The sequence below is a fragment of the Achromobacter sp. KK8 genome, from assembly GCF_054188005.1.
In genome coordinates this window covers 2,576,205-2,589,068 of record NZ_CM135178.1, presented here as the reverse complement: position 1 = coordinate 2,589,068, position 12,864 = coordinate 2,576,205, and the positions used below count along the sequence as shown (strand labels likewise).

The window sequence follows — 12,864 nt, the reverse complement described above, 5'->3', positions numbered from 1 at the left end:
TCTATCAATTGCATGCCAGCCTCCTCCCCTGATTTCGACGCAGCCTTCTTCCGCACCGCACTCGGCCGCTACGCCACCGGCGTCACGGTCGTGACCACCGCCGACCTCGATGGCGCCCCCATCGGCCTGACGGTCAGCTCGTTCAACTCGGTGTCCCTGAATCCGCCGCTGGTGCTGTGGAGCCTGTCGCGCAATTCCTCGTCGCTGGCCGCCTTCGAGCAGTGCCAGCGCTACGTGGTCAATGTATTGAGCGCCGACCAGATCGCGCTGGCGCGGCGCTTCGCCACCGGCAAGACGCCGGACCGCTATGCCGGCCTGACCGTGCACCACGCGCCCGGCGGCACGCCGATGCTGGACGGCCATTGCGCCGCCTGGTTCGAATGCCACAACCGCAGCCGCTATGTCGAGGGAGATCACGTCATCATGGTGGGAGAAGTCGAACGTTGCGGACATAGCGGCGAGCCGCCGCTGGTCTTCCACGCCGGCGGTTTCGACCTGACGCCCGCCGGCGCCCGTGCAGAGGGCAGGAAGTCATGAGCGCCGACATCGATTGCGTCGTCATCGGCGCGGGCGTGGTCGGCCTGGCCATCGCCCGCGCCCTGGCCCAGTCGGGCCGCGAGGTGCTGGTGGCCGAGGCCACCGAGGCCATCGGCACCGGCACCAGCTCGCGCAATTCCGAAGTGATCCACGCCGGCATCTATTACCCCGCGGGCAGCCTCAAGGCCCGCCTGTGCGTGCGCGGCAAGCACCTGCTGTACGCCTATTGCGCCGAACGCGGCATTCCGCACAAGCGGCTGGGCAAGCTGATCGTGGCCACCAGCACCGAGCAGGCCGCGCAGCTCGAAGGCATCGCGCAGCGCGCCCGCGCCAACGGCGTGGACGATCTGCAGTTCATTTCCGGCGAAGACGCCATGCGGCTGGAACCGGCGCTGCGCTGCACGGCGGCGCTGGTGTCGCCGTCCACCGGCATCGTCGACAGCCACGCGTTGATGCTGGCCTACCAGGGCGATGCCGAGAACGCCGGCGCCCAGTGCGTGTTCCACACCCCGCTGGTGTCCGGCCGGGTGCGCCCCGAAGGCGGCTTCGACCTGCAGTTCGGCGGCGACGAGGCCATGAGCCTGAGCTGCAACGTGCTGATCAATTCCGCCGGCCTGCAGGCCCCGGCGCTGGCGCGCCGCATCGAAGGCGTGCCGGCCGCCAGCATCCCCACCGACTACCTGTGCAAGGGCAGCTATTTCACGCTGTCCGGCCGCGCGCCGTTCTCGCGCCTGATCTACCCCGTGCCGCAACACGCCGGCCTGGGCGTGCACCTGACGCTCGACATGGGCGGCCAGGCCAAGTTCGGCCCCGACACCGAATGGGTCGGCACCGAGGACTACACCATCGACCCGGCCCGCGCCGAGGTCTTCTACGCCGCCGTGCGCAGCTACTGGCCGGCCCTGCCGGACGACGCCCTGGCGCCTGGCTATACCGGCATCCGCCCCAAGATCTCCGGTCCGCACGAGCCGGCCGCCGATTTCGTCATCGCCGGCCCGGCCACGCATGGCGTGTCCGGCCTGGTGAACCTGTTTGGCATAGAATCGCCCGGACTGACTTCCAGCCTGGCGCTGGCGGAAGAAACCCTGGCGCGCCTGGCCGACGACGCTTCCTCTCCTTCCTTTCCCTGAACAATGCAGCACAACGACTACATCCTGACCCTGTCCTGCCCCGACCGCACCGGCATCGTCTTCCGCGTCAGCGGCCTGTTGTTCGAATCGGGTTGCAACATCCTCGATTCGCAGCAGTTTGGCGACGAGGAGACCGGCCGCTTCTTCCTGCGGGTGCACTTCGACCTGCCGGCCGGCGCGGCTCCGGACGCGCTGCGCGCCCGCCTGGACGAGATGGCGGCCGAGTACGGCATGGAGTTGCAGCTGCATGACGCCCGCCGCAAGGAACGCCTGCTGATCATGGTCAGCAAGCAGGGCCATTGCCTGAACGACCTGCTGTTCCGCGTGCACAGCGGCCAGCTGCATGCCGAAGTGGCCGCCATCGTCTCGAACCACAACGACTACGCCAGCCTGGCCGCGTCCTATGGCATCCCGTTCCACCACCTGCCCGTCACGCCCGACACCAAGGCCGAACAGGAACGCCAGGTGCTGGCGCTGGTGGACCGCTACGAGATCGACCTGGTGGTGCTGGCGCGCTACATGCAGATCCTGTCGGCCGACATGTGCCGCGCGCTGAACGGCCGCGCCATCAACATCCACCACAGCTTCCTGCCCAGCTTCAAGGGCGCCCGCCCGTACCACCAGGCGCATGCGCGCGGCGTGAAGATCATCGGCGCCACCGCCCACTTCGTCACCTCGGACCTGGACGAAGGCCCGATCATCGACCAGGACATCGAGCGCGTCGACCACACCATGACGGCGCAGGACCTGACCCAGGTCGGCAGCGACATCGAATCGCTGGTGCTGTCGCGCGCCGTGCGCAGCCACGTCGAGCACCGCATCCTGCTGAACCGCAACAAGACCGTGGTGTTCCGCTAGGACAGCACCGGCATCCGCTGGCGCGCGCTCAGCGCTTCCAGTCGGCGTCCTTGAACCAGTTGCGCAGGTGTTCCACGACCAGCCTGACCTTGTCGGGCTGGTTGCGGCGGGTCTGCACGACCGCGTGGATGTCCAGCCCCTGCGGCTCGTAGCCCGGCAGCAGCACTTCCAGCGCGCCATCGGCAATGTCCTGTTCGACCATGTAGCGCGGGTGCATCGACACCCCGCCGCCGCGCTTGGTCATGTTCATCAGCGCTTCCCCGAGGTTCGAATTGAACGAGCCCGCCACCCGCACCACGTGGGTGTTCGACTGGGCGTCGGTGAAGCTCCATTGCCCGGTGGGCGCCTTCAGGCTGTGCACCAGGCAGTTGTGCCGTTCCAGGTCCTGCGGCTTCCCCGGCCGACCGTGGCGGGCCAGATAGTCGCGCGTCGCCACCACCACTTGCGGCACCAGCGTGATCTTGTAGGCGATCTGGTTGGAATCCTTCAGCCGCGGCGCAATGCGCACGGACAGGTCCAGATTTTCGGCGATCAGGTCGCCACGGCCGTCATCGATCAGCAGCGACACCTTGATCGCGGGATAGCGCGCCAGGAAGTCCTGGATCGCCGGCACCATGTGCACGGTGCCGAACGACGGCGGCGTGCCGATGCGGATGCGGCCGCTGGCGGTCAGCACCGGCCCCTGCACCAGCTCCTTCAGGTTCATCAGGCTCAGCGCCAGTGTATCGGCGTTTTCCAGCAGCAGGCGGCCGCTCTCGGTCAGGCTGACGTGCTTGGTATTGCGGTTGAGCAGTTGCACTTCGAAGTGCGCTTCGAGCCAGGCGATCTTCTTGGTGACCGCCGAGCGGCTCGACGCCAGGCTTTCCGCCGCCTTGGAGAAACTCAGGCTCTTGCCGACTTCGACGAAGACTTCCAGGCAATCGATGACGTTCATTTCCAACTCGTGTGTTTCCAAAAAGGAAAAAACGATTTCCTTTTTTGGTGATTTTTCAGGGCGATCGGTCTCTCTATACTGGCCGCATGAGCCAAGAACGTCCCCCCACTGCCGCCGCCAGCGCCGCCGCTTTCGACTACCACCTGTTCGGCACCCATGTCTGTTTCGGTGATGGCGTATCGGCCTTGATATTAAAGGAACTGGACGCGCTAGGCTGTTTCCGGCCGGCGATCCTGGCACAGGAGGCGATGGCGCGATCCGCCGCTTTCGAGACCCTGTCCGCCTGTTGGAGCGGACTCGATCACCTGCGGCTTCCGGCAGTCCCGCGGCACTCCAGTGTCGACATTGTGGAAACAATGGCCGAAAAAGTGCGGACATTCGGCGCGGACAGCCTGATCGCCATCGGCGGCGGCAGCGTGGCCGACAGCGCCAAGGCCCTGGCGCTGCTGCTGGCCGAAGGCGGCCGGCTGGCCGACCACGTCACCACCTTCGAACCGCCCGCCACGGTGCGCATTCCGCGCCGTGTCCGACCGCAGCTGCCGATCATCGGCATCCCCACGACCGCCTCGGGCGCGGAAACCACGTCGTCGTTCGGCGTGCGCCGGCAAGACGGCCACAAGCTGATGTTCTGGAACCGCGGGGTGGCCGCGGCGACCCTGCTGATCGATCCGCGCCTGAGCGCGGACCAACCCGTCGCGCTGCTGCGCGACAGCGCCATGAACGGCATCGCCCACGCGCTGGAGGCCCTGTATTCGCGGGGACGATCGCCCGTGTCCGATTGCATCGCCGTGCAGGCGATCCGGCTGTTCGACAGCGCCCTCGACGGCGACAGCCTCGCCGCTGGCGACGAGCGCGGCGCGATCCTGCAAGCGGCGCATCTGGCCGGGCTGGCCCTGTCGATGGCGCGCAGCTGCCTGCATCACGCCATCTGCCATGTCGTGGCGTCGCGCCAGCGGTTGTCGCATGGCGCGGTCAACAGCGTGATCCTGCCGCATGCGCTGGCGTTCAACGAAGCGGCAGCGGCCGACGCGCTGCGGCCGGCGCTCGACGCAATCAACCAGCGGGCGCGCCGGCCGCACGTCACGCTGTCGGCCTGGGTGCGGGACATCCAGCGGCGCCACGCCATGCCCGCGCGGCTGTCGGAACTTGGCGTGGCACGCGAGGCGCTCGGCGCCATGGCCCGCGACGTCCTGACCGAACGAGGGCTGGCGCTCAATCCCCGGCCGGTATCCGAAGCCGAGGCCTCAGGAATTCTGCGGGCCGCTTTCTAGCCCTGGCATCCCCGCAAGGCCGTCCCTGGCCTTGCCCATCCCGAAAACGGAGAGATCATGAAAATCGTTGCTGGCGAAGGCCCGTTGGGCGCCCGCATCCTGGATATCGACCTGGCCCGCCCCCTGGCCGACGCCGACTATCGCGCCATCGAGGCGGCGCTGGGCCGGCATGGCGTGGTCAGCTTCCCGAAACAGGCGCTGGAGGCGCGGCACCTGAAGGCGTTCGCCGAGCGCTTCGGCACGCTGGAAGTGAACGTCGCCAACATGTACTTCGAGCCCGGCCTGCCGGAAGTGATGATCCTGTCGAACATGGTGGAGAACGGCAAGCCGGTGGGCCTGAGCGACGCCGGCCAGGACTGGCACACCGACATGTCCTACAGCCGAACCATCGCCTTCAGCAACGTGCTGTACGGCATCCGCATCCCGATGCGCGACGGCAAGTCGCTGGGCAACACCGAGTTCTGCAACATGCACGCCGCCTATGACGACCTGCCGCAGGCATTGAAGGACGAGCTGGACGGCATGACCATCACCCACGACTTCAACAAGTTCTGGGAAATGATGCGGCGGGAAAAAGGCAGCACCCGGCCCCCGTTGACCGAGGAGCAGAAGCGCCGCAAGCCACCGGTGTCGCACCCCGTTTTCCTGACGCATCCGATCACGGGCCGCAAGGTGCTGTACGCCAACCCCGGCTATTCCGTCAGGATCAACGAATTGCCCGAGGCGCGCAGCGCCGAGGTGCTGGACTTCCTGTTCAGGCACCAGCTGCAGGAGAAGTACCGCTATCGCCACCAGTGGCAGGAAGGCGATGTGCTGATGTGGGACAACATGGGAACCATCCATAACGCCGTGGCCGACTACCGGCCGGACGAGCCGCGCCTGATCAAGCGCTGCCAGGTCATGGCGGACCGGTACTTCCCGGACCAATACTGATACCAACACAAGGAGGAGACATCATGAACACAAAAAAATGGACCACGCTGCTGTGCGCCGCGCTGATCGGCGCGGGCGTTGCCGCGCCCGCCCTGGCCGACGACTACCCGTCGCGGCCGATCCGCATGGAAGTCGGCTACGCCGCCGGCGGGCCGACCGACGTGATCGCGCGCATTCTCGCCAAGCGCATGTCCGAGAGCCTGAATACCTCGATCGTGGTGGAGAACAAGCCGGGGGCCAGCGCGTCCATCGCCGCCAACGACGTGATGCGCGCCGAACCCGACGGCTACAAGGTGCTGGTGACCTCGCTCACGCTGAACGTGAATCCGTTGCTGTACCCCGAGCGCTACAACTATGACGCGGTCAAGGATTTCACGCCCGTCGGCAACTTCGCCAAGCTGCCCATGGTGGTGGTGACCAGCTATGGCTCGCCCTACAAGACCATGCAGGAGCTGGTGGCCGCGGCCAAGGCCAGTCCGGACAAGCTCACCTTCGGCTCGTCGGGCATCGGCGGGTCGGCGCACCTGACGGCCGAGATGCTGGCCAACATGACCGGCGCGCGCATGATGCACGTGCCCTTCAAGGGCAACGGGCCGGCCCTGCAGGAAATGCTGGCGGGCCGCATTTCGTTCATGTTCTATCCCAGCGTCGGCATCGCCAACTACGTGGCGCAGAAGCAGTTGCGCGTGCTGGCCATCGGCACGCGCGAGCCGCAGCCCGACTTCCCCGGCGTGCCGACGCTCGAAAGCCTGGGCTATCCCGGCTTCGACGAAGCCGCCACCTGGGTAGGCATGCTGGCGCCGCCCGCCACGCCCAAGGCCATCGTCGACAAGCTGAACCGGGCCGCCAACGAGGCTCTGGCCGATCCGGCGGTGCGGCAACAGCTTGCCTCGCTCGGCGCCCTGGCCGACGGCGGCACGCCGCAACAGTTCAGCCAATTCCTGGTGCAGGACCGCAAGCGCTGGGCCGACGTGATCAAGAAAGGCAATGTCAAAGGCGAATGATGGTCCATCGGAGCAGCATGCAATGACCGCCCGGCTGGATGATTGCTATTCCATCGAGCGCCTGCGGCTCGCGGCCCGGGCGCGCCTGCCGCGGCCGGTGTTCGACTTCTTCGACGGCGGCGCCGAGGACGAGATCACGCTGCGCGAGAACGCCGGCGCGTTCCAGCGCCTGCGGCTGGCGCCGCGGGTGCTGCGCGATGTCTCGCGGGTGGATGCCACGGCGATGCTTGTCGGCGCCCCCGCCGCCCTGCCCTGCGCCATCGCGCCCACGGGCGCTGTGGGCTTCGGCTGGCGCGGCGGCGACGTGGCGCTGGCGCGCGCCGCCGCCCAGGCCGGGATTCCCTACACCCTGTCCACGTCCGCCACCGCGTCGATCGAGGAGATCGCCGACCGGGCGCCCGGACGGCTCTGGTTCCAGGCCTACATCCTGCAGGACAAGGCCCGGCTCGCCGACCTGATCCGGCGCGCCGGGGCCGCCGGCTACGAGGCGCTGATGATCACGGTGGATCTGCCGGTAGGCGGCAAGCGCGAACGCGACCTGGCGCACGGCCTGGCGTTTCCCATGAAGATCAACCCGCGCAACTTCTTCCAGTTCGCGCGCAAGCCCGCCTGGTCGCTGGACATGCTGCTGCGGCGGCCGCCGGCCATGCCCAGCCTGGCGGGGCTGGCGCGGGTCGCCACGGACCGCAAGGCCATGAAATCCGTCGCCGGCCGCAACTACGATCCGGCGTTCAAGCTCGACGACCTGGCGCGGCTGCGCGAAGGCTGGCAGGGCAAGCTCATCGTCAAGGGCGTGGTCAATGCCCTGGACGTGGACGCCATCGTCGCTATCGGCGCCGACGCGCTGGTCGTCTCCAACCACGGCGGCCGGCAGCTCGACACCGGCATCGCGACGCTGGCCGCCTTGCCGGAAGTGATCGCCGCCGCGCGCGGCCGGGTGCCGGTGCTGCTGGACGGCGGCGTGCGGCGCGGCAGCGACATCTTCAAGGCGCTGGCGCTGGGCGCGGCCGGTGTGTTGACCGGCCGCGCCACGCTCTACGGCGTGCTGGCGGGCGGTCACCCCGGCGCCTGCAAGGCGCTGGAGATATTGCGCGACGAGCTGGCGCGCACCATGCAACTGTGCGGCGCGGACACGCTGGCCGCCATCGATGAAACCATGCTGAGGATGACATCCCCATGAGCGACACCCTGTCCCTCTGCCACAACCAGGTCATGGCGTTCTTTCGCGACCTGGATGAAAGCCGCTACGACGACCTGGTGCGGCGCCTCGCTCCCGACGGCGTCTGGCTGCGCCAGGGCCAGACGCTGGCGGGCCGCGACGCCGTGCTGGCGGCGCTGGCGCGCCGCTCCGCGACCCAGCGCATCCATCACCTGATCTGCAACCTGGCGGCGCACGCCTGGAGCGCGGACCACTGCGCGCTGCGCGGCTACATGCTGGTGGTGCGGCATGACAGCGGCAGCCCGCTGTCCGGCCCGGCGCCGCTGGCGGGCGTGGACACCATCCGCACCCTGCGCGTCGAACTGGCGCGCCGCGACGGCGAATGGCTCATCGCCCGCATGGCCAATGACGAACCCAGTTTTTCCGCCCAGGCGGCCTGAAGGAACCCACCATGAAATGGATACGCTGCACCCACGACGGCGAAACGTTCTACGGCATCCTCGATGACGACCGCATCACGCCGGTGCGCGGCGACCCGTTCAACGGCCATGAAAAGCGCAACGAATCGCTGCGCCTGGCCGACGTGCGGATCGAAGTGCCGGTGATTCCACCGACCTTCTATTGTGTCGGCCTGAACTATGTCCAGCACATCGGCACCGAGGGCAAGAACATTCCCACCCAGCCCGACGTCGGCTACCGCGCCAACAACGCGCTGCTGGCGCATGGACAGGACGTGCTGATGCCGGCCGACGCCAACCGCGTGCACTACGAGGGCGAACTGGTGGTGGTGATCGGCAAGCGCATGAAGCACGTGCGGCCCGACGAGGTGCGCGCCGGCATCCTCGGCTACACCATCGGCAACGACGTCAGCGCGCGCGATTGGCAGGCGTCCGACCGCACTTTCTGGCGCTCCAAGAACACCGACACCTTCAAGCCGATGGGGCCCTGGATCGAGACCGACCCGGACCTGGCGCGCATGGAGACGGTGGTCAGCGTCAACGGCCGCGAGAGCACCCGCTTCGGCACCGGCGACATGCTGTTCGGCGTGGATACCTTCATCAGCACGATGAGCCGCTACCTCACCTTGCAGCCCGGCGACATCCTGTGGATGGGCACCGACGGCCATTCGCCCGACCTGCGCGACGGCGACGTAGTCGACGTGACGCTGACGGGTTTGGGCACGCTCACCAACCGCTTCGCTCGGCTGCCGGACTGATTTCAGGCGGGCCGGTCAGGAGACAACACCCGGACGCCCGTTCAGCCCGCGGGGAACTGGCGCTCGACCAGCGCCAGCGCCTTTTCCTGCAGCGGCGACCGGCCCTCTTGCGGCCAGATCACCTGGCTGACCGAGCGCGCCTGGTGCTCGAACGCGATGAACCGGGTGCCCGCCAGGCCGCTGCGCGACAGGCACGACGGCACGATCGACACGCCCAGGCCCTGCGACACCAGCGAAGCCACGCTGAGCCAGTGGCGCACCTCGTGGCGGACCACGGGCATGAAGCCCGCCCCCACGCACAGCGACAGCACAGTCTCGTAATAGCTCGGCGAGGCGGCGCGGGCGAAGAACACGAAATCATCGCCGGCCAGGTCCGCCAACGCCAACGAACGCCGCCCGGCCAGCGCATGGCTTTGCGGCAGGCACACCACGAAGGGTTCGGCCAACAGATCGCGCGCCGCCACGCCGGCCGGCACCGGGTTGGCATGGATGAAGCCCAGGTCCTGTTCGCCGCGCCGCACCGCCTCGATCTGGTCGTGCGAATTCAATTCGGTCAGCACGTGCTCGACGTCCGGCAGTTCGGCCCGCATGGACTCCAGCAGCGCCGGCAGGCCGCGGTACAGCATCGACCCCACGAAGCCGATGCGCAACCGGCCGCGCAGGCCGGCGTCGACCCGCTGCACCAGCATGCGCACGTCCTCGGCCTGGCGCAGCAGCGTCAGGGCCTCGCGGTACAGCACCTGGCCGGCGGCGGTCAGTTCGACGTGGCGGCTGGTGCGCGCCAGCAGGCGCGCGCCGACGTTGTCCTCGAGCTGGCGGATGGCGTAGCTCAAGGGCGGCTGGGAAATGTGCAGGCGCGCGGCGGCGCGGCTGAAATGGCGTTCTTCGGCCACGGCGATGAAATAGCGCAACAAGCGCGGATCCAGGTCCATCGGTCTCCTCCCGGGGCGCGCCTGCCGGCGGCACCCGAGATCCATATTTTTATTGGATAGGTCTACACAAAAACGGTATTTGTATAGATTAATCCATCATCGCACCATGCCGGAAACTCCCCTTTTGCGCAGGATGCCGCCATGGATACCCCCGCCCAGCCCCCCGTCGCCCCCACCCGCGCCACCGCCACGCCCGTCCCGGACGCGCGCGGCCTGAACCTGTTCCGCGCCGATCCGTACGCCGCGCCTCTGGCCCGGCGCTATCTGCCCGCGGCGCTGCACGCGCACCTGCTGCCGCACCTGGACCGCCTGGGCGAACTGGCGGGCGGCGTGATGGACGAACTGGCGGCCACCGCCGACAAGCATCCGCCCACCCTGTCGGTGCGCAGCCGCGCCGGCGCCGACGAGTCACGCATCGACAAGCATCCCGCCTATGTCGAGCTGGAACGCCTGGCCTACAGCGAATTCGGCCTGGCGGCGCTGTCGCATCGCGGCGGCGTGCTGGGCTGGCCCGAGCCGATGCCCGCCGCCGCCAAGTACGCGCTCAGCCACCTGTTCGTACAGGCTGAATTCGGCCTGTGCTGCCCGGTCAGCATGACCGACTCGCTGGCGCGCACGCTGCGCAAGTTCGGCGACCCGGCGCTGGTCGAACGGGTGCTGCCGCAGGTCACCAGCCAGGATTTCGATGCCCTGCGCCAGGGCGCCATGTTCATGACCGAACAGGGCGCCGGCTCGGACGTCAGCGCCACCGAGGTCACGGCCACGCGCCAGGACGACGGCAGCTGGCGCATCCACGGCGACAAGTGGTTCTGCTCCAACCCCGACGCCGGCTTCGCCATGGTGCTGGCGCGCAGCGAAAGCGAGCCCGGCCTGAAGGGCGTGTCGCTGTTCCTGCTGCCGCGCGACCTGGCCGACGGCACGCACAACCACTACCGCATCCTGCGCCTGAAGGACAAGCTCGGCACCCGTTCCATGGCCAGCGGCGAAATCCGCCTGGAAGGCGCGGTGGCGTGGCTGGTGGGCGAGCGCGGCAAGGGCTTCAAGCACATGGCCGACATGATCAACAACTCGCGCCTGTCCAACGGCATGCGGGCGGCCGGCCTGATGCGCCGCGCCGTCACCGAGGCCACCTACGTCTCGCAACACCGCCGCGCGTTCGGCAAGCGCCTGATCGACATGCCGCTGATGCAGCGCCAGCTGGTGAAGATGACGGTATGGGCCGAGCAGGCCCGCAGCGTCATGTTCCAGACCGCCCGCGCGCTGGCCGACGCCGACCAGGGCCGGGGCGATCCGGCGCTGGCGCGCATCCTGACGCCGCTGATCAAGTTCCGCGCCTGCCGCGATGCGCGCAAGGTCACCGGCGACGCCATGGAAGTGCGCGGCGGCTGCGGCTACATCGAGGAATGGACCGAGCCGCGCCTGGTGCGCGACGCGCACCTGGGCTCGATCTGGGAAGGCACCAGCAACATCGTGGCGCTGGACGTGCTGCGCGCCATCAGGAAAGAGGGCTCGCTGCCCGCGCTGCGCCGGCATGTCGACCAGTTGCTGGCCGAAGGCCTGCCCTGCCCGCCGGCGCTCGCCGCCACCCAGGCCGACGCGCTGGAACGGACCTATGCGCTGGCCGAACATGCCGCGCAGGGCGACCGCGCCGAACTGGCGCGGCAGGCCGCCTCGCTGCTGTACCACGCGGTATCGATGGCGGCGCTGCGCTGGGAAGCCGTCGGCGACGGCCTGGCCAGCCGCGCCCTGCTGGCCGACCAGGTGCTGCAACATCGCCTGGCCCCGCGCGACCCATACGCGATTCCCGCCGACGAAAGCGCCGCCTGCCGCGGCATCCTGCAACACGCGCTGTAGCCTGGCGCACCACGACGCCGGCGGCACAGCCGGCGCGTCCACCACTGGAGACAACCATGAAACGCCTGTTCACCCCTTTGCTGCTGGCGGTCGCCGCCATCGCCGCCGCGCCCGCCGCGCTGGCCGCCGACGCCTATCCGTCGCGGCCGGTCACGCTGGTGGTGCCGTTCCCGCCCGGCGGCCCGACCGACGCCCTGGCGCGCCGCCTGGCCGAAAAGCTCAAGCAGCCGCTGGGCCAGACCGTCATCGTCGAGAGCCGCGCCGGCGCCGGCGGCAACATCGGCTCCGAATACGTGGCCGCCGCCAAGCCGGACGGCTACACCATCCTGTTCGGCACCTCCGGACCGCTGGCCATCAACGTCAGCCTGTACAAGAACCAGGGCTACAACCCCGAGACCAGCTTCGCCCCCATCATCCGCATCGGCCACCTGCCCAACATCCTGGTGGTGAACCCCTCGGTGCCGGCCACCAACGCGCAGGAACTGATCGCCTACGCCAAAAAGAACCCGGACAAGCTCAGCTACGCCTCGTCCGGCAACGGCGCGTCGTCGCACCTGGCCGGCATCCTGTTCAACCAGATGGCCGGCACGCGCATCATGCACATTCCCTACAAGGGCACCGGGCCGGCGCTCAACGACCTGCTGGGCGGCCAGGTGTCGATGTCGTTCACCGACATCCTGACGGCGCTGCCGTACATCAAGGCCGGCAAGCTGCGCGCCATCGGCCTGGCCAGCGCGCAGCGCTCCGAGGCCCTGCCCGACCTGCCGACGCTGTCCGAACAAGGGCTGTCCGGCTACGACGTCAGCGTGTTCTTCGGCATCGTCGCGCCCAAGACCACGCCGACCGAGACCGTGGCCAGGCTGAACCAGGCATTCCAGGCCGCGCTGTCGGACCCCGCGATCGAACAGACCCTGCGCAACCAGGGCATCGTGCGCGCCCAGGACCAGACGCCGCAGGGGCTGTCCCGCTTCATCACGACCGAAGTGCCCAAGTGGCGCACGCTCATCAAGAGCGCCAACGTTTCCATCGACTGACC

At 68.5% G+C, this 12,864-nt stretch carries 13 protein-coding genes; 11 read left to right on the top strand and 2 right to left on the bottom strand.

Features of this window, described 5'->3' with window-relative positions; all coding sequences use genetic code 11:
* The first annotated feature begins 12 nt into the window (after nt 1-12).
* The 3 genes from ACVN9Z_RS12025 to purU are packed head-to-tail and all read left to right on the top strand — an operon-like array spanning nt 13 to nt 2,525.
* Nucleotides 13-537 (top strand): flavin reductase family protein, encoded by a 525-nt coding sequence (locus ACVN9Z_RS12025; protein WP_006388924.1) that lies wholly within the window; start codon nt 13-15, stop codon nt 535-537.
* Nucleotides 534-1,667, top strand: a complete 1,134-nt coding sequence (locus tag ACVN9Z_RS12020) for an NAD(P)/FAD-dependent oxidoreductase (protein WP_006388923.1) — start codon at nt 534-536, stop codon at nt 1,665-1,667. The genes ACVN9Z_RS12025 and ACVN9Z_RS12020 overlap by 4 nt, the downstream gene beginning before the upstream one ends.
* 3 nt (nt 1,668-1,670) lie before the next feature.
* Nucleotides 1,671-2,525 (top strand): formyltetrahydrofolate deformylase, encoded by an 855-nt coding sequence (gene purU, locus ACVN9Z_RS12015; protein ID WP_006388922.1) that lies wholly within the window; start codon nt 1,671-1,673, stop codon nt 2,523-2,525.
* A 28-nt stretch (nt 2,526-2,553) separates the two neighbouring features.
* Here the strand turns inward: purU and ACVN9Z_RS12010 are convergent, their stop codons facing one another.
* On the bottom strand, nt 2,554-3,459 hold the full coding sequence (locus tag ACVN9Z_RS12010; RefSeq protein ID WP_035183819.1) for a LysR family transcriptional regulator: 906 nt from the start codon (nt 3,457-3,459) through the stop codon (nt 2,554-2,556).
* Between the two features lie 86 nt (nt 3,460-3,545).
* Between ACVN9Z_RS12010 and ACVN9Z_RS12005 the strand changes: the two genes are divergently transcribed.
* The 6 genes from ACVN9Z_RS12005 to ACVN9Z_RS11980 are packed head-to-tail and all read left to right on the top strand — an operon-like array spanning nt 3,546 to nt 9,042.
* On the top strand, nt 3,546-4,730 hold the full coding sequence (locus ACVN9Z_RS12005; protein WP_076467690.1) for an iron-containing alcohol dehydrogenase family protein: 1,185 nt from the start codon (nt 3,546-3,548) through the stop codon (nt 4,728-4,730).
* A gap of 57 nt (nt 4,731-4,787) precedes the next feature.
* The gene (locus tag ACVN9Z_RS12000; protein WP_049055537.1) at nt 4,788-5,663 is read left to right on the top strand and encodes a TauD/TfdA dioxygenase family protein; all 876 of its coding nucleotides are present in this window, start codon (nt 4,788-4,790) and stop codon (nt 5,661-5,663) included.
* Between the two features lie 23 nt (nt 5,664-5,686).
* Nucleotides 5,687-6,667, top strand: a complete 981-nt coding sequence (locus ACVN9Z_RS11995) for a Bug family tripartite tricarboxylate transporter substrate binding protein (protein WP_006388918.1) — start codon at nt 5,687-5,689, stop codon at nt 6,665-6,667.
* A 22-nt stretch (nt 6,668-6,689) separates the two neighbouring features.
* Entirely contained in the window at nt 6,690-7,847 is a 1,158-nt protein-coding gene (locus ACVN9Z_RS11990; protein ID WP_054439510.1) for an alpha-hydroxy acid oxidase, read from the top strand.
* Nucleotides 7,844-8,266, top strand: coding sequence for a nuclear transport factor 2 family protein (locus ACVN9Z_RS11985; RefSeq protein ID WP_054484516.1), 423 nt, complete (start codon nt 7,844-7,846; stop codon nt 8,264-8,266). The genes ACVN9Z_RS11990 and ACVN9Z_RS11985 overlap by 4 nt, the downstream gene beginning before the upstream one ends.
* An 11-nt stretch (nt 8,267-8,277) precedes the next feature.
* Nucleotides 8,278-9,042 (top strand): fumarylacetoacetate hydrolase family protein, encoded by a 765-nt coding sequence (locus ACVN9Z_RS11980; protein WP_049054001.1) that lies wholly within the window; start codon nt 8,278-8,280, stop codon nt 9,040-9,042.
* Between the two features lie 41 nt (nt 9,043-9,083).
* Here the strand turns inward: ACVN9Z_RS11980 and ACVN9Z_RS11975 are convergent, their stop codons facing one another.
* Nucleotides 9,084-9,974 (bottom strand): LysR family transcriptional regulator, encoded by an 891-nt coding sequence (locus ACVN9Z_RS11975; RefSeq protein WP_006388910.1) that lies wholly within the window; start codon nt 9,972-9,974, stop codon nt 9,084-9,086.
* A gap of 141 nt (nt 9,975-10,115) precedes the next feature.
* Here ACVN9Z_RS11975 and ACVN9Z_RS11970 point away from each other — a divergent pair, with 141 nt between their 5' ends.
* Both ACVN9Z_RS11970 and ACVN9Z_RS11965 read left to right on the top strand, forming a co-directional pair.
* A complete protein-coding gene (locus ACVN9Z_RS11970) occupies nt 10,116-11,828 on the top strand; it encodes an acyl-CoA dehydrogenase family protein (protein WP_458213412.1) in 1,713 nt (570 codons plus the stop codon).
* A gap of 56 nt (nt 11,829-11,884) precedes the next feature.
* Entirely contained in the window at nt 11,885-12,862 is a 978-nt protein-coding gene (locus ACVN9Z_RS11965; protein ID WP_458213411.1) for a Bug family tripartite tricarboxylate transporter substrate binding protein, read from the top strand.
* Nucleotides 12,863-12,864: the final 2 nt, after the last annotated feature.